Source organism: Paenibacillus sp. J53TS2, from assembly GCF_018403305.1.
GTDB classification, from domain to species: Bacteria; Bacillota; Bacilli; order Paenibacillales; family Paenibacillaceae; genus Fontibacillus; species Fontibacillus rhizolycopersici.
The window spans coordinates 44,581-64,764 of sequence record NZ_BOSK01000005.1; the positions used below are offsets into that span (position 1 = coordinate 44,581).

General features: G+C 51.1%; 16 protein-coding genes and 1 tRNA gene. 13 read left to right on the plus strand and 4 right to left on the minus strand.

Annotation, left to right across the window (positions count from 1 at the left end; genetic code table 11):
- Window positions 1-30 precede the first annotated feature (30 nt).
- The 5 genes from KJS42_RS12665 to KJS42_RS12685 all read left to right on the plus strand — a co-directional run bounded on the left by KJS42_RS12665 (window position 31) and on the right by KJS42_RS12685 (window position 6,154).
- The gene (locus tag KJS42_RS12665; RefSeq protein WP_280516408.1) at window positions 31-1,074 is read left to right on the plus strand and encodes a spermidine/putrescine ABC transporter substrate-binding protein; all 1,044 of its coding nucleotides are present in this window, start codon (window positions 31-33) and stop codon (window positions 1,072-1,074) included.
- Window positions 1,075-1,210: 136 nt separating this feature from the next.
- Complete coding sequence (locus KJS42_RS12670; RefSeq protein ID WP_213623046.1) at window positions 1,211-1,990, plus strand: DUF3298 and DUF4163 domain-containing protein; 780 nt, start codon at window positions 1,211-1,213, stop codon at window positions 1,988-1,990.
- Between the two features lie 386 nt (window positions 1,991-2,376).
- Entirely contained in the window at window positions 2,377-3,789 is a 1,413-nt protein-coding gene (gene uxaC, locus KJS42_RS12675; protein WP_193417278.1) for a glucuronate isomerase, read from the plus strand.
- 19 nt (window positions 3,790-3,808) lie between these two features.
- Window positions 3,809-4,816 carry a LacI family DNA-binding transcriptional regulator gene (locus KJS42_RS12680; RefSeq protein WP_213623047.1) on the plus strand — a complete coding sequence of 336 codons (1,008 nt, stop codon included), beginning with the start codon at window positions 3,809-3,811 and terminating at the stop codon, window positions 4,814-4,816.
- A 588-nt stretch (window positions 4,817-5,404) separates the two neighbouring features.
- Entirely contained in the window at window positions 5,405-6,154 is a 750-nt protein-coding gene (locus KJS42_RS12685; RefSeq protein WP_213623048.1) for a hypothetical protein, read from the plus strand.
- Window positions 6,155-6,251: 97 nt separating this feature from the next.
- Here the strand turns inward: KJS42_RS12685 and KJS42_RS12690 are convergent, their stop codons facing one another.
- The 4 genes from KJS42_RS12690 to KJS42_RS12705 form a co-directional block, all read right to left on the minus strand.
- Window positions 6,252-6,524 carry a hypothetical protein gene (locus KJS42_RS12690; protein ID WP_155606943.1) on the minus strand — a complete coding sequence of 91 codons (273 nt, stop codon included), beginning with the start codon at window positions 6,522-6,524 and terminating at the stop codon, window positions 6,252-6,254.
- A gap of 262 nt (window positions 6,525-6,786) precedes the next feature.
- Window positions 6,787-8,583, minus strand: coding sequence for an adenine deaminase (gene ade / locus KJS42_RS12695; RefSeq protein WP_213623049.1), 1,797 nt, complete (start codon window positions 8,581-8,583; stop codon window positions 6,787-6,789).
- Window positions 8,584-9,193: 610 nt separating this feature from the next.
- Complete coding sequence (gene clpP, locus KJS42_RS12700) at window positions 9,194-9,793, minus strand: ATP-dependent Clp endopeptidase proteolytic subunit ClpP (RefSeq protein WP_280516406.1); 600 nt, start codon at window positions 9,791-9,793, stop codon at window positions 9,194-9,196.
- Window positions 9,794-10,016: 223 nt separating this feature from the next.
- Window positions 10,017-10,091: transfer RNA gene (locus KJS42_RS12705), tRNA-Arg, on the minus strand.
- A gap of 160 nt (window positions 10,092-10,251) precedes the next feature.
- Here KJS42_RS12705 and KJS42_RS12710 point away from each other — a divergent pair.
- The 8 genes from KJS42_RS12710 to KJS42_RS12745 all read left to right on the plus strand — a co-directional run bounded on the left by KJS42_RS12710 (window position 10,252) and on the right by KJS42_RS12745 (window position 20,140).
- Window positions 10,252-11,262 carry a LacI family DNA-binding transcriptional regulator gene (locus tag KJS42_RS12710; protein WP_155606945.1) on the plus strand — a complete coding sequence of 337 codons (1,011 nt, stop codon included), beginning with the start codon at window positions 10,252-10,254 and terminating at the stop codon, window positions 11,260-11,262.
- Window positions 11,263-11,359: 97 nt separating this feature from the next.
- Complete coding sequence (locus KJS42_RS12715; RefSeq protein WP_193417275.1) at window positions 11,360-12,316, plus strand: ABC transporter permease; 957 nt, start codon at window positions 11,360-11,362, stop codon at window positions 12,314-12,316.
- Window positions 12,317-12,332: 16 nt separating this feature from the next.
- Complete coding sequence (locus KJS42_RS12720; RefSeq protein ID WP_155606947.1) at window positions 12,333-13,220, plus strand: carbohydrate ABC transporter permease; 888 nt, start codon at window positions 12,333-12,335, stop codon at window positions 13,218-13,220.
- A gap of 77 nt (window positions 13,221-13,297) precedes the next feature.
- On the plus strand, window positions 13,298-14,944 hold the full coding sequence (locus KJS42_RS12725) for a type 2 periplasmic-binding domain-containing protein (protein ID WP_213623050.1): 1,647 nt from the start codon (window positions 13,298-13,300) through the stop codon (window positions 14,942-14,944).
- A gap of 33 nt (window positions 14,945-14,977) precedes the next feature.
- A complete protein-coding gene (locus KJS42_RS12730; RefSeq protein WP_213623051.1) occupies window positions 14,978-16,327 on the plus strand; it encodes a glycoside hydrolase family 30 protein in 1,350 nt (449 codons plus the stop codon).
- Window positions 16,328-16,616: 289 nt separating this feature from the next.
- On the plus strand, window positions 16,617-17,663 hold the full coding sequence (locus KJS42_RS12735; RefSeq protein WP_155606950.1) for a sugar-binding transcriptional regulator: 1,047 nt from the start codon (window positions 16,617-16,619) through the stop codon (window positions 17,661-17,663).
- Window positions 17,664-17,740: 77 nt separating this feature from the next.
- On the plus strand, window positions 17,741-18,751 hold the full coding sequence (gene gap / locus KJS42_RS12740) for a type I glyceraldehyde-3-phosphate dehydrogenase (protein WP_155606951.1): 1,011 nt from the start codon (window positions 17,741-17,743) through the stop codon (window positions 18,749-18,751).
- Between the two features lie 207 nt (window positions 18,752-18,958).
- Entirely contained in the window at window positions 18,959-20,140 is a 1,182-nt protein-coding gene (locus tag KJS42_RS12745) for a phosphoglycerate kinase (protein WP_155606952.1), read from the plus strand.
- Window positions 20,141-20,184 lie beyond the last annotated feature (44 nt).

Here is a 20,184-nt window from a genome sequence, read left to right on the forward strand (position 1 = left end):
ACGAAACAGAAGGGAGATTGGGAATTGAACATAAAAAACAAGAAATGGGCTAGCCTCGTACTAGCAGGATTGATGCTTATCGGGTTGCTGTCCGGCTGCGGATCTTCGAAGGAGACGTTGAACATTTACAGCTGGGCCGACAATTTTGACGAGGAAGTGCTGAAGCAATTCGAACAAGAGTTTGACGTGAAGATCAATTATGACGTGTTTGCGAACAATGAAGACCTGCTGGCCAAAATCAAGGCGGGCGGCGGCGGTTATGACCTGATTCAACCGTCGGATTACATGGTGGCTACGATGATCAAGCAAGACCTGTTGGCGCCGCTGGATATGAACAATATTCCGAACTTCGCTAATGTATCCGACGCCTATAAAGACCCAGCATACGATCCAGGGAATAAATACTCGGTCGTATACACCTCAGGGGTAACGGGGATCGCCTACAACACGAAATACGTTAAAGACGAGATCGACAGCTGGGAGGACCTGTGGAATCCCGAGTACAAGGGGAAGGTCATCTTGCTTGACGATAACCGCGAGGTGATCGGCATGGCGTTGAAGAAGGCCGGACGCTCCAACAGCTCCACCGATGAAGGCGAGATCACGGCTGCCGTGGAGGATCTGAAGAATTTGCTGCCGAGCGTTTTGGCTTTTGATACCGATAATATTAAGCAAAAAATGATTCAAGAGGAAGGCTGGATCGCCACCGTCTGGTCGGGCGATGCTTCCTACATCGCACAGGATAATCCGGACGTGGCTTATGTCGTTCCGAAGGAAGGCGGCACCATCTGGTCGGACAACTATGCGATTCCGAAGGATTCGAAGCATAAAGAACTAGCCGAGAAATTCATCAACTTCATGCTCGATCCGGAAGTGAGCGCAAAGAACTACGAATCCATTGGCTACAGCGATCCGAATACAAAAGCGACGGAGTTCCACAGCGAAGAGTATCGGAACGACAAAATGATTAATCTGTCCGAGGACGAATTGTCCCGTACCGAATGGCTTGGCGACGTGGGCGACAAGCTGCAGCTGTATGACCGCTTCTGGACCGAATTGAAGAGCGGACGGTAGGATTTTTACAATGGCATCTCTGAAAAGCGCCAGGCGCTTCCCATTAGGGAAGGCGTGCTGGCGCTTTTTGCGTACATGAATTATTGCCACCAGGGTCATAATTTAGGTATTAACTTGAAGAGGGTGGCGATATCCAATGAAGCGTAACGCGGTAAAAATGATGACATCGCTAATGACCGCAGGGCTGATGGTTTCCGGTGTGGCTGTCGTTCCGACGGAAGCTGCGCCGCAGTCGCCGGTAGAGCTTAGCGGGGAGATGGGGGCGGCGAAGCCGACACTCCAGCAGGAGCAGCAGGGCGTCAAGATCACGAACCATACGATCGAGAAGAAAATCCCCGAAGCCTCGATTAAAGTCGATTATCCGCAAATCAGCGGGTTGAAGAACAAATCGGTCCAGAAGAGGATGAATAAGCTGCTCAATGAGAAGGCGGAAACGTTTGTGGCAAATGCGCTGAAGGAAGCGAAAGCGGGACAGCCGACGACGCCCAGCGGGAACCCTTACGAATATGTCGGCGTCTACAAGGTGACCTACAATCGCGACGGGGTGCTAAGTCTTTACGAGGATCTGTACTCTTACACCGGCGGTGCGCATGGAATTACCGTGCGGGAGGGTCTGACGTTCCGATTGGATAACGGAAAGCTGCTGACGCTGGACGAGCTGCTCCGGGCGAACCCGAATTACCGCAGTATCGTTGACCCGGCCATTGCCAAGAAGCTGCAGGAAACCGACGGGTATTTCGGCAACTTCAAGACGATCGGCCCGAATCCTTCGTATTTTGTACAGGATGACGGCGTCACGATCTTCTTCCAGCTGTATGACTATCTGCCTTATGTGTTTGGCTTCCCGGAATTCCACTTTCCGTTCGCCCAGTTGCTGCCGCCGGGTACGAATCCGTTTGATTTTAAAACGCGTTAAAGCGTTCGATTCCTTTTTACCGTCCTCTTCGGCTGGATGCTGCCGGGAGGGCGGTTTTTGTATGGGGCGAGGCGAGGGCAGATCCTGCATTTTGTATAACAAATTCGTTGGGTTCAGGGCGTTCAAGACCCCATCGTTGTACAAAGTGCAACATCATTGCGGCAGCAGGTCGGAACGAGCTAGGCCCATTCGGGTCAAGTATGTTGCAGGAAATCCAACAGTAATCCCCTCGATGTTGCACACACACGGAGGTTATTGACAACGTCTTCCCAGCACCTATAAATCTCCTTGCGTTTTACCCGGAAACGGTTACAATGGAATCAGCATAATGATGTTAACGTGAACAATAGGAGAGGCAACGATCCAATTGAAGGGAGAATGGGAATATGGCGAAGAAGTTTTTGGGGAAAAATTTTCTGTTGAACAGCGATACGGCGGAGGTGCTGTACCATCAATATGCGAAGGATCTGCCGATCATCGACTACCACTGCCATTTGAGCCCGCAGGAGATCTACGAGAACAAGACGTTCCGCAACCTGACGGAAGCCTGGCTGGGCGGCGATCATTACAAGTGGCGGGTGATGCGGGCTTGTGGAGTCGACGAGGAGCTCATTACCGGCGGGGCAGATGACTATGACAAGTTCCTTGCTTGGGCCAAGGTTGTGCCGCAGCTGCTGGGTAATCCGTTGTACCATTGGACGCACCTGGAGCTGCAAAGGTTCTTCGGGATTCAGGAGCTGCTCAACGAGCAGAGTGCCTCGGCTATCTGGGATAAAGCAAATGCCAAGCTGCAAAGCGAAGGGTTTGGCGCACGCGATCTGATTACGAAGTCCAAGGTCAACGTGGTTTGTACCACCGACGATCCGGCGGATTCACTTGAATATCATTTGAAGATCAAGGAACTGGAGGGCTTCGACACCGCAGTTCTGCCAAGCTTCCGCCCCGACAAGTTCTTAGAGATCAACCGCGATACGTTTAAACCTTGGTTGGCGAAGCTGGAGGCGACGACGGGCAAGCCGATCCCGAATTACGGGGCGTTAATAGACGCGTTGCGCGAGCGGATCGACTTCTTCCATGAAATCGGCGGTCGTGTGTCCGATCATGCGCTAGATACGCTGGAGTATCGCGAGACGACGCTGAAGGAAGTGGAGGCGATTTTCGCCAAGGCGTTGAGCAAGGGCTCCGTGACTCCGGTGGAAGAACGGAAATACAAATCGTATACGATGCGCTTCCTTGGCAAGGAATACGCTGCGCGCGGGTGGGCGATGCAGCTGCATATCCATGCGCTGCGGAACACGAACACGGCGATGTTCAAGCGGCTGGGCCCCGATACGGGCTACGACGCGATTAACGATGGGCCGCTGGCCGAAGCGCTGGCTGGGCTGCTCGACGCCCTGGAGCAGGATGGCGGGTTGCCGAAGACGATCCTGTATTCGCTGAACCCAAATGATTACTGGGCCCTTGCCAGTATCATGGGCAGCTTCCAGGGTGGCGGCGTGCCGGGCAAGATCCAGTTCGGTACCGCTTGGTGGTTTAACGATAACAAGGACGGGATGACTCAGCAAATGCGTACGCTGGCCAACTTTGGCGTGTTGTCGCAATTCCTCGGGATGCTGACGGACTCGCGCAGCTTCCTATCGTATACACGGCACGAGTATTTCCGTCGTTTACTTTGCGATGTGCTCGGCGATTGGGTCGATCGCGGTGAGGCGCCGGAGGACTTCGAGTTGCTGGGACGGATCGTTACTGACATTTGTTATGGCAATGCCAAGCGATATTTTGCTTTTCCGGAACAATAGAAAGGATTGACGCTGCTTCATGTCCGCTACGATTAAAGACATCGCCCGGGCGGCGAACGTCTCGCATATGACGGTTTCCCGGGCGCTGAACAACAGTCCGCTCATCAAGGAGGAGACCAAACGCAAGATCCTAGAGATTGCCGAGCAGCTGCATTACGTGCCGAATTATAACGCGAAGAGTTTGGTGTTGCAGCGCTCCCATACGATCGGGTTGTTTTTTACGAGCATGGTCCAGGGGACGTCCTCCAGCTTCCTCGCGGAGGCCATCCGCGGTGTGGGTCAGGAGGTTGGCGTCCAGTATAATTTGTTTCTCCGAGGGATCGATGATTTCGAGGATTTCAGTTCGATTCATCACCGTCGGTTTGACGGCATTCTGCTGATGAGCCAAAGCGAACTTGATGATGCGTTTATCCGCCATGTACGGGAGCAGGGGATTCCACTGGTTGTGTTGAATCGGAATGTGGGCGATCCTGGCATGATCAATTTTGTGTCCAACGACCGGGAGGGTGCCTACTCGATGACACGCCATTTAGTCGACTCGGGCCATACATGCATCGCTCTGGTGGAAGGGATCGCCGGCTACAAGTCGACGCAGGAGCGCAAGGAGGGGTATCTAGAAGCCATGACGTCCGCTGGCCTGGAGGTCAGGAGGGAATGGATGGTGGAGGGCCGCTACGACGTGGAGAGCGGGTATTTGGCGATGGGGAGGCTTATGGCGCTGTCGCTGGAGGAACGGCCGACAGCGGTGTTCTGCTGCAACGACGATATGGCGATTGGCGCGATGAAGGCGGCCGCAGAGGCGGGATTGCAGATTCCTGCGGACGTCTCGATCGTCGGCTTTGACGACATCGGCTTCTCGCATTACACGAATCCGCCGCTCACCACGGTGCAACGGCCGATCGAGCAGCTCAGCCGGATGGGCGCGTGCAAGATCCTCGAGCTGATTGAGGCACACGCGACCGGCGGGGAGCTGGTGCTGCTGGACACGCGACTCGTGTACCGTGAGTCGGTTGGGGCGCTGCATTAATCCGTGAGGCAGGTGAGTTGCGGGGAGGCAGAAGCAAACCGGCCCGAACGCGCGGCGATGGGAGCGACGAGTGTTGCAGGGAGCGCTGCCCTATTGAGTTGAGGGTGTGCTGAGAATACTAGAAAAAACGCTATTAAGAATATTTGGGGCTGTGACGAAATAAACTAGAAGCTGGGCATAGAAAAAAGGGCTAGTTGTGTTGTTGTGTAAAGAAAAACCGCTGAGAAAATTTTGGTGGTTTTTCTTTTTGATATATTAGATAGAAGTGGTTTTCGATTCTACCAGGAAGAGCTCAGCCCCGTACAGCGGCATCCTTCAAGGGAGACGTGGAATGGTATATTAAGCTCGCTTACTTTGTAACAACCGTATTATCTGAATCAGGGGCATTCTCGCCCACTATAAACAGTTTCGACAAGTTGAGCCATCACTGGTATTTTAGTTTAAACCAAAACTCTACAAGATGATGGATCGCAAATAGAATGTATTTATACATAAAAAACTTCAATAATAGAAAAATATGGTGGACAAATACCTAAATATAGGATAAATTAACATATGATAGAAAATATTCTATAAGGAGAGATTATATTGAAACAACTAGCAAGTCTTGTTATGTCACTTGTTTTTTTGTTAACTCTAGTTGGAAATACCAGCTTTGCTCAGTCGACCTCCTTTGATGAAAAGATTATTTATAAGGCTAAAGAAATAACTGATATCAATTTGCTTTATGAAAGGGCAAAAAATGGAGTCACAGATAAAAAAGATGATAATTTCAAAGAGGATGTATCAATAATGGGAGCGGTTTCGGAAAATGATGAAATAAGAAAATTCTCTACAACCCAAAAATTATTAGAGGTGGAGAAGAATAATGAGACGACTGAAAGCTTTAAAACTGTCTCATTTGTGGTTGTTTCTGAAAAGCATGATAATGGTATTATTCGACCGTTTGGGAGTAAAGATGAGGAGCAATGGGACGGGGCATACGGCATCAGGGCTTATTCAACTGTATACTATACTAGATCAACAAATGGGAATTTATATACTTATACATTGAATTCTGTATCTGGTGGATGGGATAATATTGACAGCCAATATAGCTTGTCAGGCCGCCATGTTAGATATGGTGTATCAGGAAATAGGGCAGGGGGAGGAGTTGTGTTAGAGCACGAGGATAAATATCCAACGGGTAATACTTTCTCTTATACCGCCACTTCTGCTATGTCCTATCCTGTTGAAAGTAGGGTTATAATGGGCCTGAATTCATATATTACAATTAAACGTGGAACTAGCTCAACGTGGGAGCTTCATCATCAGAATAATCTTGAATATAATTGGTAATTATTTATTCAGTACAAGAATGATTTTGTAAATAAATGTTGAACAACTCCAGTCTTTATTTTTCAGAGACTGGAGTTGTTACTGTTATAGGTTAAAGCTATTTCAAAATTAAGCTCTCCTCAATATCATCCCACTTGATTGTGATTCTTATAGAAGTATATTTGTTTGATATTGCACAGCCAGAGCAGGACACAGGCACTCTTATTACCCCTTTTTGTAGAGAAATATCAGTAACTCTAGTATTTTTACTTTCACTTTCTATTACTAGCTCATCAACAGTATTATCTTTCATCTTTTTGCCTTTAAAACGAAATTCATAAGTGCCTTGCTCACTATTTGTTTTCGTATTAATCGTTGGGTTATACTTCACTTTCCAATTGGTACTCTCACCACTAAAGTTAAGAGTTGAACTACAACTTATCAGTAATATGAACACTGAAAAAATGAGAAAAGTTTTCTTTATCGGATCTCACTCCTTTCTTCGCACCTAATTTTATATCTTTTTCTAGAATTATGCAATTTACTACACCTGTTCTTTTAGAAAATTTTCAATGCTGTCATGGCGGAACTAGTGAACTCTGACGGTTTATCGTATGGAGATTTCAATAACAGATTTCAAAAGATATAGTTCCTTAATTAATTTCCACCGGAACGAGCTTGAACTCGTTCACGTCGGCCAGGCCGCGGTTGGTGATACGCAGCTCGGGAATGACTGGCAAGGCGATCAGCGAAAACGTCATGAACGGTGCGTTCAACTGGCAGCCGAGTTGCTTCCAGGCCGCCTCCAGACCCTTCACTTGGGTGACGACGGTCTCCAGCGGCTGATCGGACATCAGGCCGGCGATAGCCATCGGCACCGCCGCGAGCACCTGGCCGTCCAGCACGGCAATCATGCCGCCGCCCAACTTCGCCAGCTCGTTTGCCGCGAATGCCATGTCCTCGGGATTCGTACCCATGACGAGCAGGTTGTGGCTGTCATGCGCGACCGTGGAAGCTACGGCCCCTTGCTTCAGGCCGAAGCCCCGCGCGAAGGCGAGCGACAGCTCGCCGGACCCGCGATGACGGTCGATGCAAGCGAGCGCCGTGATATCCTGCTCGGCGGCCAGCCGCACGATTCCGTCCCCGTCAACCTTGACGGTTGCCGTCCCCTTCGCCGTGCGGGCGCTGTTCTCGATCACGTCAATGACGTGGATCGTCGTTTGCTCCTTGCCGCTGGCGCTGCGGTAGAGGAAATCGGCGGCGGTCAACGGACGCGCCAATTTCACCGAGGCACGCGCCTGCGGCGGATACGGGTACGCCGGGAACGGAACGCGGAGCTGTCCGTCGTCGTAGGCGACCTTGCCGTCGGTGATAACCGTCGACGGCTCCATCCGCCGCAGATCGCCGATCAGCAGCAGGTCCGCGCATTTACCCGGCGCGATCCCGCCCAAGTCGCCGTCGACCTTGAAGTACCGCGCCGTATTGATGGTTCCCATCTGAATCGCGGTGACCGGATCGACGCCTTCTTCGATGGCTCGGCGCACGACATGGTTCATGTGGCCTTGCTCGATCAACGTCTGCGGATACACGTCGTCAGTGACCAGCAGGATGTTCGAAGGGTTCACCTTATCTTCGGTGACTACCTTGATCACTTCTTTAACGTCATGCCAAGCCGAGCCCTCGCGGATCATTAGGTGCATGCCGATACGCAGCTTGGCCAGCCCTTGCTCCCGGGTCACCGTCTCGTGACAGGAGGTAACGCCCGATGCGGTGTAAGCCTGGAGCATCCGCTCGTCATCGCTCGGAAAATGCCCGGTTACCGTTTTTCCCGCCCCCATCGTAGCTTGGATCTCGCCGTGCATTTTCGGATCTCCGTACACAACGCCGGGGAAGTTCATGACTTCTCCCAATCCTTCGACCCCGTCCCAGGTCATCCCTTCGGCAATATCGCCCGTATTCAGCGAGGCTCCAGCATCCTCCAAATGATCGGTGGCCGGCACGCAGGAAGGAAACGTGGTATAGACCTTAAGCGGCAGGACTTGACCTTCCTCGTGCATCCAGCGCACGCCCTCCGCGCCAAACACGTTGGCGATTTCGTGCGGATCCATAAAGATGCCGGTCGTCCCTTTGGCCAGCGCCGCCTTGGCGAACTCGGCCACCGACAGCATGGTGCTCTCAACGTGCATATGCCCGTCCAGAAGCCCGGGAACAATGTGGCGTCCCGCCGCGTCGATCACGACGGTGTCCTCGCCGATCGTGTGCTCGGCATCCCCCACGAAGGCGATTCGCCCTTCGGCAACGGCGACGTCCGTCAGCGGCAACAGCTCCCCGGTGTAGACATTGACCAACGTACCGCCCTTAACGACCAAATCGGCCTTCGCTTTACCCATGGCGACATTCGCCAACGTACGGCTTACTTCATACAGCTTCTTCCTTGCGGATTGTTTCATCTCCCGATTCACTCCTTTAATTATCCGTTGATTAACCAAGCCAAGTCACACCTAACCATCCCAAGCCGTCCAATGACACAACTAATCAATTTGCGCCTAGCCGTCCAATGACACAACTAAATGGCCATCCCAACCGTCGCACCTGAACTAACTTTAGCGCTAACGCTTGCCACAGAGCTTAAGTGGGCCAAAATCGCGGCATTCCGAGTCTAACGCTTACCACAGAGCTTATTGTTCATTTTACAGCGGTAAACAGGTACTTTTGATGAAAATAGCGCCGCTCAGCGTCGTTAGAATAGAAAAACCCCCGAATTTGCTAGTATAGCGTTTCTCATCAGCGTTAGAGCGGACGGTGGCAGAATTCACGCTTGATCGGCCGGCGCCCAGCGTCCTCGCAATCGCACTGCATGCCCCATGGCCTCCCACGGCGGCCTCGAGATCCCACTGCGTGCCCCCATGGGCTCCCCCGGCGCCTCCTCGCAGTCACCGTGGCTGCCCAGCGCCGGGCTGGCTGGTGCCTTCCCTCGCTTTATTTAAAAATAAATATAACAAGAAAGGCCGCCCTTCGAACAGAACTTTCTGTTCGAAGCGCAGCCTTTCGTCTTAAGCCTTAGGCTTTGGCGGTTGGATCCACTTTCTCGATGACTTTGTCGACCAAGCCGTATTCCTTCGCTTCCGCCGCGCTCATGAAGTAGTCGCGGTCGGTGTCCTTCTCGATCCGATCCAGCGGTTGGCCGGTCCGTTCGGCGAGGATTTGGTTTAGCTTATCACGCATTTTGAGGATACGGCGGGCACGGATTTCGATATCCGTTGCCTGGCCCTCGGCTCCGCCGAGCGGCTGATGGATCATGATTTCGCTGTTCGGCAGCGCATAGCGTTTGCCTGGTGCGCCTGCATTCAGCAGGAAAGCGCCCATCGAAGCGGCGAGCCCGACGCAAATCGTGGAGACGTCGGATTTAATGAATTGCATCGTATCATAAATCGCCATACCGGCAGTAATGGAACCGCCAGGGCTGTTAATGTATAGGGAGATGTCCTTCGTTGGATCTTCCGCGTCCAGAAACAGCATCTGGGCAATGATGGAGTTGGCGACGACATCGTTCACCTGGGAGCCCAGGAAGATGATCCGGTCCTTGAGCAGACGGGAATAAATGTCGTAAGCGCGCTCGCCGCGATTGCTTTGTTCAACGACCATAGGAATATAACTCACCAATAAAACCTCCTTAAATTTAGGGCGCTCGCATGGAACGACCCACCCAATGGAATAGTCTGCAAAAATCGCCCCAATCAATCTAAGAATTGACGGAAACGAAGAAGATTAATCTCATCATAAACAATTTAATCGAGAAAGTCAAAGAAAGTCAAACTCAAGAGAATAAAAAAAGTCCAATCGACTAAAAGTCAGGACTTGTTCATGTAAATCAAATATAGAATGGCGCGCCCGCGAGGAATCGAACCTCGATCTCAGGCTCCGGAGGCCTACGTCATATCCATTGGACCACGGGCGCAAATTTAGCGAACAAAAATTATTATATGATATTTCAAATCAAAACGCAAGGCGAAATCCTTAAAGTAAAAAAGGCCCAAAAAAAGGATTGTCATGAAAGCGTTTCTATGATAACTTGATGAATATATAAAAACGTTTTTATAGATAGGGTGTATCGAGAGATGGGGAAAGTCACCATTAAGGATGTAGCTAAAGCGGCGGGCGTTTCGATCTCCACGGTTTCTAACGCGTTAAATGACGTGGACGTACTGAACCCGGAGACCAAATCCCACGTGCTGAAGGTTGCCAAGCAACTGAACTACGTTCCGAATTTAAACGGGAAGCAGCTGAAGTCGAAGAAGACGAATATGCTCGGCTTTTTCACGACCAGCGTCTCGGGACCTTATTTCTACATTCTGGTCGAGTCGATGGCGCGTGAGAGCGAACGGCTTGGATACGGTTTGCACGTGATGGTTACGGCCGACAAGCAAACCATTATTAGCAATATCATGGGTCGACGAGTCGACGGCGTCATCATTTACGAGGAATTACGGGTTGATGATCAAGATATCGCAATGATGGAGAAAGACAAGATCAAGGCGGTATTTCTCGATCGGGTCATTCAGAAGGAAACGATGGGAACGGTCATTTTCAATTCTTATGCCTCCTCTTACGAAGCCACTAAATACCTGATTAGCCTGGGCCACAAGAGAATCGCCTACCTGTCCGGCGTGGATACGATGTACGACAGCGTGCAGCGGAAGGAAGGGTACCTCGCCGCTTTACGAGAGCATCAATTGCCGGTGGACGAGGATTTCATTGTGCAGGGGTATTTTGAAGAAGAGAGCACCTATAATGCGGTTCGGGCTTTTGTTCACAAACATCCGGGCAAAATACCGGACGCGATTCTGGCGGGCAACGATCTGAGTGCGATCGGGTGCATTAAGGCTTTGCGCTCGTATGGACTTGAAGTTCCAAGGGACATCAGCGTCGTCGGGTTTGACGATATCGATATCGCTCAGTATTTTACGCCGCCTCTAACCACCGTACGAAATCAAATTGCTCGGCAAGGGATTTTGGCCGTCAACCATTTGGTGAACATGATCAAGAAGCAGGAGCAGGGGAAGGTGCAAAAACTGGACGGTGAATTGATCGTGCGGGGCTCGAGCCATGTCCGTTTAAGGCGAGACTAGGCTCGGGCGCGTTTGAAAGATTCTGACGATAGGGAACTTTTTGATTAAAATAAAAACGTTTTTATTCCTTCCTGAGGAATAAAGAGAGGAGCGCAAAATGGCGAAGTCAGCTGCGGCAGCCAAGAAACCGGTGGGATTAAGAATGAAGCAATTCTTTATCGACTTCGGCAGGCAGTGGGAAATCCAGTCGATGATCTGGCCGGGGATTATTTTTATGATTATTTTTTGCTACGTCCCTATTTACGGATTAACCATCGCCTTTAAGAATTACACGGTCATCGATACGCTAAGCTCCGCCCCATGGGTGGGATTGGATAACTTCAAGATTATCGCAAGCGATCGGTACTTCTGGGATTCGGTGGTGAACACGCTGGGGATCAGCTTTCTGAAACTGGCGATCGGGTTCGTGATCCCGATTATCCTGGCGATCATGATTTACGAACTGAGCATGGGCCGGTTCAAAAAAATCGTACAGACCATTTCCTATCTCCCGCACTTTTTATCCTGGATCGTTCTTGGCGGGATGTTAATCACCTGGTTCTCGACGACCGGCATGTTCAATCAGCTGCTGCTGGACCTGGGAATCATTTCGAAGGCTCAGAACATCATGTTGGATCCGGGCAAATATTGGTGGATCGCCGTGTTGTCCGATGTCTGGAAAGAAGCGGGTTGGGGGACGATCCTCTATCTCGCCATCATGGCCAAGATTGATCCGACCTATTACGAGGCGGCCAAGATCGATGGGGCGAGCCGGCTCCGGCAAATTTGGAACATCACCTTACCGAACATGAAGATGATTATCAGCTTGAACCTGATCCTGACCGTCAGCGGCCTGCTGGGCTCCAACCTGGACCAGACCTTAGTGCTGATCAACTCCCAGAACCGGGAAAAAGCCGAGGTCATCAACTCTTACGTGTACCGGATGGGGATGACGCAAGGGGATTTCTCCTACGCGACCGCCGTCGGTCTCGGCGTTTCGATCGTCTCCGTCATTCTGTTGGTGTTTGCCAATAAGGTGACCAGCAAACTCAACGATAATCAATCTGTCCTGTAAGGAAGGAGCAGCAGCTATGAATCGAAAGGCGGTCAAACAGGATCTCGACAGCCGAATTTTTGATACCGTCAATGTCACGGTCCTGATTCTATTTACAATCATCATTGTCATTCCGCTCTGGAACGTCATCGTTTCTTCCTTCAGTTCGGGGCGATCGCTGGCGGAAGGCGGGTTCGTCTTCTGGCCCAAGGAATTTTCTCTGGAGAACTACGAGGCGGTGTTTCGGGACGATACGATTTGGCAGTCGTTCCTGATCTCGGTCCTGAAGACGGTCATCGGCGTGGTTACCCACGTATTCTTCTGCGCGATGATCGGTTACGGCCTCAGCAAGAGCAATGTGCGCGGCCGCAAGCTGTACGTGACGATGGGCGTCATTACGATGTTCTTCTCGGGCGGCATGATTCCGACGTACTTGCTCATTAAATCGCTGGGTCTGCTTAACAGCTTCTGGGTGTACATCATCCCGGCCTTGTTCAGCTACTACGACGTCGTGATTCTCATGAACTTCTTCCGGAACGTGCCGGATTCCCTGGAGGAATCGGCCAAGATCGACGGTGCCGGAGACTGGAGAATTTTCCTGAAGATCTTTATTCCGTTGTCGATGCCGGCCATGGCTACCATCGCCTTATTCAACGGCGTGAATCAGTGGAACGACTTCATGACGACGAAGTTGTACATCACCGATCAATACCTCTATCCGCTGCAAATGAAACTGTACGAAATCATCGTTCAATCCCAGACCCAATCGATGCAGAACGTCGCGGGTTCCGTCGTGATTGAAACGACCACCAAAGGAGTTCAACTCGCAACAATTGTGATTACGACTTTGCCGATTGTTGTGATTTATCCATTATTACAAAGATACTTTATCTCCGGCATGATGCTGGGGGCGGTGAAGGAGTAACGAATCAGCAACTTAGAATGAGGACGTCTACCGCGTGTTGAACTGGTTGTGCTTACAAAAAAAGGGAGGGTACACAAATGTTAAAGTTGAACAAAAGTCTCGCTAGAAAAGGGATCACGGCTTGCGCCGCCCTGCTAACTGCTGCGCTGGTCGTTACGGGATGCGGTGGCTCCGGCGGCGGCTCCAAGGCTGCGAAAGGGGACGTCTCCCTGGAGAACCGTTATACGGTAGACGCCAATACACCGGCATGGAAGCTGGATAAGAAGGAAGAGCCAACCCAGCTGACTTGGTACGTCAACGCCGATTGGTGGAATACGGACTTCGGCAACGATGTGGTCACGAAGAGAATCAAAGAAGATTTGAATATCGACATCAAATTTGTGACTGGCGACGATACGAAACTCAACACTTTCTTCGCGGGAAGCGACATGCCGGACCTGATCACGGTGTTCGATTCGAACTCCGCCGTCGTACAGAAGGCTTCTTCCTGGGCATTGCCGCTGAACGAACTGGCGGAGAAATACGACCCTTATTTCAACAAAGTGGCTGCGCAAGATACGCTCAACTGGTTTAAGCAAGCCGACGGCAACACATACGGTTACCCGAACTACTCCAATACGCAAGCCGATTATGACAGCGGTAACATTCCGGCCAAAACCGCCTTCGTGATCCGCAAGGACGTGTATGAAGCGCTGGGCAAGCCAGTTATTGGTACGCCCGAGGAGTTCAAAAATGTGATGCAGCAAATCAAAACCCAATTCCCGGAGCTGATTCCTTTCGGTTTTAACTCGATCGGCGAAGGAACAGGTTCCCTGGGCGACGTGTTCCAAGACTTCCTTGGCGTGCCGCTGGAAACCGAAAACGGCGAATTCTACAACCGGAACCTGGATGAAGATTACCTGACTTGGCTCAAGACGCTTAATCAAGTGCATCAAGCCGGCAATATCAGCGACGACAGCTTTGCCGATGACGGCCCAGCCTTTGAAGAGAAGGTGAAATCGGGTAAATACGCAACGATGCTGCTTGACGGAACTCCGCAGCAAGGCGGCAATCTGCAAATCTTCGCCACCGCCCATCCGGATCAAGCTTATCTGGCCATCGACGGACCGCAAAGTACGGTAGGCAACACGCCGAAATTGAACCAATCCGGCATCACCGGCTGGATGATCAGCTTTATTACGAAACAATGCAAAGATCCGGCGAAAGCCCTCCAAATCTTCACGTACCTGTTGGATGAAGAAGGCCAGATGCTGATGAACTACGGGATTGAGGGCGAGACGTACACGAAGAACGCGGATGGTACGGTTCAATTCACGCCGGAAGTCAAAGAATTGCAACAGACAGATGCCGACAAGTTCAAGAAAGAATACCGCATGGGCGAATTCATGTTCTTCGGTCATGATCGTCATAAAGCGCTGAGCGCCGATGCCTTCCCTGAGTCCATTAAGCAAATGCAAGAGTGGGGCAAAGGCAAGCTGGTACCTCACTTCATCCTTGAAAATATCAATCCGGACGCGGGATCTCCGGAAGCTCGTTCTTTGACGGCGATCAACACAACCTGGAACACAACGATGGTCAGCTTGATTCGTGCGAAGAACGATGGGGAATTCGAGAGTACGTTGAACAACTATAAGAAATTCATCGAAGACAACGGTTGGGATCAAATCGTGAAGATTCGTACGGAGAAAATGAAAGCCAATAAAGATAAGCTCGGCCTCAAGTAAACTGAGCGTCATTATAGAAGTGGAGGGAACATCATGCTTGAGCTCGAACTTTATTATTCCTCTGGAGAGTCTTCTCTCTTCGTCCAAAAAACGAGAGAGCAGCTGCTGCCGCAGGATTCGGCAGTATCGGATGTTGCCGTCCGGTTGGATGAAACCGTGGGCTATCAGGCGATGGACGGATTTGGGGCTTCTTTTACCGATTCGGCAGCCTATTTGATCCACCAAGTGCTTACCGAAGAGCAGCGTTTATCCTTAATGAAGAAGTTGTTTGACTCGGAAGAAGGGATTGGCCTTTCCGTACTGCGCAACCCGATGGGTGCCTCGGATTATGCCCGGTTCATCTATAGCTACGACGATTTGCCCGAGGGCGAGACCGACCCGGAAATGGGGCGGTTCTCCATCCGCCACGACGAGGCCGACGTGATTCCACTCTTACAAGAAGCGCTGGCCTTGAATCCATCCATCAAGCTGTTTGGCTCCCCCTGGAGCGCGCCGGGCTGGATGAAGACGAGCGGTTCGATGATCGGCGGGGAACTGAAGAAGGAATATTATGAAGCCTATGCGAACTACTTCGTTCGTTATGTAGAATCCTACGCCGAGCACGGTTTATCGATTTATGCGGTGACGCCGCAGAACGAACCGCTTTATGTGCCGGGACATTACCCGGGGATGTTGATGACGGCCGAGATGCAGACCGATTTTGTGAAAAACTATTTGAAACCGGCTTTTGCGAAACGCGGCTTGACCACGAAGATCCTGGCATATGACCACAACTGGGATCGTCCGGATTATCCACTGTCCGTATTCAAGGAAGCGGCGGATGCGGTCGACGGCGTGGCCTGGCATTGGTATGGAGGGGAAACTTCGGCGCAAAGCCAAGTGAAGGAGGCTTATCCGGAAAAAGAGGTTCATTTCACCGAAGGCTCCGGTGGAGAATGGATTCCGGCGTTTGAACCGGCGTTCTCCAATGTCATGCGGACGGGAATCGAAATTTTGCGCCATCATAGCCAATCGCTGGTGCTTTGGAATATGGCGCTCGATGAGCAGAATGGGCCCACCGTCCCCGGCTTTGGGAAGAGCACATGCCGCGGGATTGTGACGGTGAACCAGCAGACCCGCGAGCTCGAGTATACGCTGGATTATTATGCGCTGGCTCATTTCAGCAAAGTGATCCGGCCGCAGGCGGTGCGGATTGCCGCTGAGGCAGAGGAGGCTGCGATTCGCTCCGTGGCTTTCCGGAATACGGACGATTCAATTGGCGCCGTACTGTTTAATGATGGGGAAGAAGCGAGAAATGTCGCGTTGGAGCTGACAGGAACGGAAGAAGCCCGGTTCCGGCTCGGACCGAAGAGCGCGTTGTCCCTTCGTATCCCTAGAGCGTAAGCCTTGCTTGAACGGGGCAATTATATTGAAGTGAATCATGCATGCTCCTTTTGCGAGAGTAGACGACATCTATCGTTTATATTTCGCGGAAGGAGCTTTTTTATGGAACGATAACGTACTCCTAGAGGCCCCATGTATAAGTAAAATGGCAAAAGTAAATGATACGGACGTCAGGCTTGCAACCGAACTAAATATTGGTTAAAATATCAGTGGGACTTAAAAAGTTAACCCGGGACATTTTAAGACCAGGAGATGGAGAGAGAAGACGAAGCTTGCAGGAGTGGAAAGCATGCGAAATATATTAGAGATTCAACAGCAGCTTCTTCCTGATCTCATGGACATTCTCAAGAAAAGGTACACTATACTTCACCAGATCATGTTGTCTGAAGTCATTGGCCGCAGAACCTTGGCGAATTCGCTGGACATGACGGAGCGTGTGTTGCGTGCCGAGACAGATCTCATGAAGGCCCAAGGCCTGATAGAAATCGAGAATATAGGCATGAGAATCAGCGACGCAGGACGGCGATTGATTGAGGATTTGGAACCGATGATGCTAGAGTTGTTCGGGCTCTCCAATTTGGAGGACACGATCCGTCAGCATTATGGACTGCGCAAAGTGGTGATTGTACCTGGAGACTGCGAAACCTCACCGCTCGTAAAACGGGAGCTGGGGCGTGCAGGTGCCAAGGCACTGATGGGTGCCATGTGCGGGGATGATGTGGTTGCGGTAACCGGCGGCACAACGCTGGCGGAAGTCGCGGATCAGCTGAATCCACCGCCGAACGTCACGATGAAGCAAAGCTGGTTTGTACCAGCACGCGGAGGTCTTGGCGAGAGCCTGGAAATCCAGGCGAACACCATCGCTTCCGGCATGGCGAAGCGGGTTGGTGCAGGTTATCGCCTGCTGCATGTTCCCGATTTGCTGGGGAAGGAAGCTTATGAGTCGCTCGTTCACGATCCGAACATTCAAGATATCGTGAACATGATCCGCCAGGCACGTATCGTGGTGCACGGGATCGGAGACGCTATGGAGATGGCGCGGCGCCGCAAGCTGGAGCCGGGCATGGCTGAGGAAATCCGCAAGGAAGGCGCGCTAGCGGAATCATTTGGTTATTACTTTAATGAAGATGGCGTCGTCGTGCACAAAATGCTAACCTTAGGCCTGCGTCTCGAGGACATCAAGCGAACAGAGACCGTGATCGGAATCGCGGGAGGCAAGAGCAAAGCGAAAGCGATCCATGCCGTATTACGATTTGGACATGAGGATATTCTAGTGACCGATGAAGCGGCGGCGGAAGAGATCGTTCGTGAGCTCAGCAAGAAATCCGGGAAATAAATGGGTTTACTCATGACGGGTTTTTTCGGGCCTGTCTTGAATAATAAAAAAAATCAAACACTGGGAGGAACTATTCAATGAGCGTAAAAGTAGGGATTAACGGGTTTGGACGTATTGGACGTTTGGCATTCCGCCGCATTCAAAACGTGGAAGGTATCGAAGTCGTAGCAATCAATGACCTGACAGATGCGAAAATGTTGGCTCATTTGTTGAAATATGATACAACTCAAGGCCGCTTCGACGGCGACGTTGAAGTACATGACGGATTCTTCAAAGTAAACGGTAAAGAAGTTAAGGTTCTGGCTAACCGTAACCCTGAAGAATTGCCTTGGGGCGAGCTTGGCGTTGACATCGTTCTGGAGTGCACAGGCTTCTTCACAACGAAAGAAAAAGCTGAGCTTCACCTGAAAGGCGGCGCGAAGAAAGTTGTAATCTCCGCTCCAGCTACCGGCGACATGAAAACCGTTGTTTACAACGTAAACCATGAAATCCTCGACGGCACGGAAACTGTTATTTCCGGCGCATCTTGCACAACGAACTGCTTGGCTCCTATGGCTAAAGCGCTGAATGACAAATTCGGCATCGTAGAAGGCTTGATGACTACAATCCATGCCTACACTGGCGACCAAAACACGCTGGACGCTCCGCATGCGAAAGGTGACTTCCGTCGTGCTCGTGCAGCTGCAGCAAACATCATTCCTAACACAACTGGCGCAGCGAAAGCCATCGGCCTGGTTATCCCTGAACTGAAAGGTAAACTCGACGGCGCAGCTCAACGTGTGCCTGTACCAACCGGTTCTTTGACTGAGCTTGTAACTGTTCTTGAGAAAACCGTTACGGTTGACGAAGTGAACGCTGCTATGAAAGCCGCTTCTGACCCAGAAACTTTCGGTTACACCGAAGACGAAATCGTATCTTCGGATATCGTAGGCATCACTTACGGTTCCTTGTTCGACGCTACACAAACGAAAGTATTGTCCGTAGGCGACAAACAATTGGTGAAAACCGTATCGTGGTACGACAACGAAATGTCCTACACTGCACAGTTGGTTCGTACGCTGGAATACTTCGCGAAGAAAGTAAAATAAGAAGTAACCCATAAAGATCGATTCATTCCAAAGAGGAGCAACCTAATTTAAGGACTCCTCTTTGGTTCTTGCATGAAATACGACATTCACACACACACCGTTTTTTTATAAATAGAGAGATGTTTCATGGCGTCTTAGGAGAGAAAACAGAATCAAAGCCGTAGATGCGCATTTTTCCCCGCGCATACCGTTAGGAGGAACGTGGAGATGAATAAGAAAAGTGTACGTGATGTGGAAGTAACCGGCAAACGCGTGTTTGTCCGCGTAGATTTCAATGTACCGATGCAAGATGGCAAGATTACCGATGACACTCGGATCCGCGAAACGTTGCCGACGATTAAATACTTGATCGAAAATGGCGCAAAGGTCATCCTCGCGAGTCACTTGGGCCGTCCAAAAGGCCAAGTCAACGAAGACATGCGTTTGACACTGCCAGCGAAACGCTTGGGCGAGCTGCTCGGCAAAGAAGTAGCCAAAGCTGACGAAGCTGTAGGCGAAGCCGCGAAAGCCAAAGTAAATGCCTTGAACAACGGCGACGTACTGGTGCTTGAAAACGTCCGTTTCTACCCGGGCGAAGAGAAGAATGATCCTGAACTCGCGAAGCAATTCGCTGAGCTGGCTGATCTGTTCGTCAACGATGCGTTTGGCGCAGCACACCGCGCGCACGCTTCGACGGAAGGCATCGCTCATTACCTGCCAGCCGTATCCGGCTTGCTGATGGAGAAAGAATTGTCCGTTCTCGGCAAAGCACTGTCGAATCCGGATCGTCCTTTCACTGCTATTATCGGCGGGTCGAAGGTTAAAGACAAAATCGACGTCATCGACAACTTGCTCAACATCGCGGACAATGTGTTGATTGGCGGCGGCTTGGCTTACACCTTCTTCAAAGCGCAAGGTCACGAAATCGGCCAATCGCTGTTGGATGACAGCAAACTGGATGCCGCTCTTGGCTTCATCGAGAAAGCGAAGAAGCTGGGCAAGAACTTCGTGCTTCCGGTTGACTGCATCGTCGCTGACGACTTCAGCGCAACAGCTAACCATAAAGCGGTAGATATCGACAGCATTCCTGCAGATTGGGAAGGCGTGGACATCGGGCCGAAGACGCGTGCGAAATATGCCGAAATCATCAAGAACTCCAAGCTGGTCGTTTGGAACGGGCCGATGGGCGTGTTCGAAATCGATATTTTCGCAAACGGGACGAAAGAAGTGGCTGAAGCCTGCGCAACAACAGAAGGCTACACCATCATCGGCGGCGGCGACTCTGCAGCAGCAGCTGAGAAGTTCAACCTGGCTTCGCAAATGAACCACATCTCCACGGGCGGCGGGGCTTCCCTGGAATTCATGGAAGGCAAGGCGCTTCCAGGCGTCGTGGCTTTGAACGACAAGTAAACCGTTTATCAGATCAAAGTTCGTTTTTTGAACTACCTCTATGA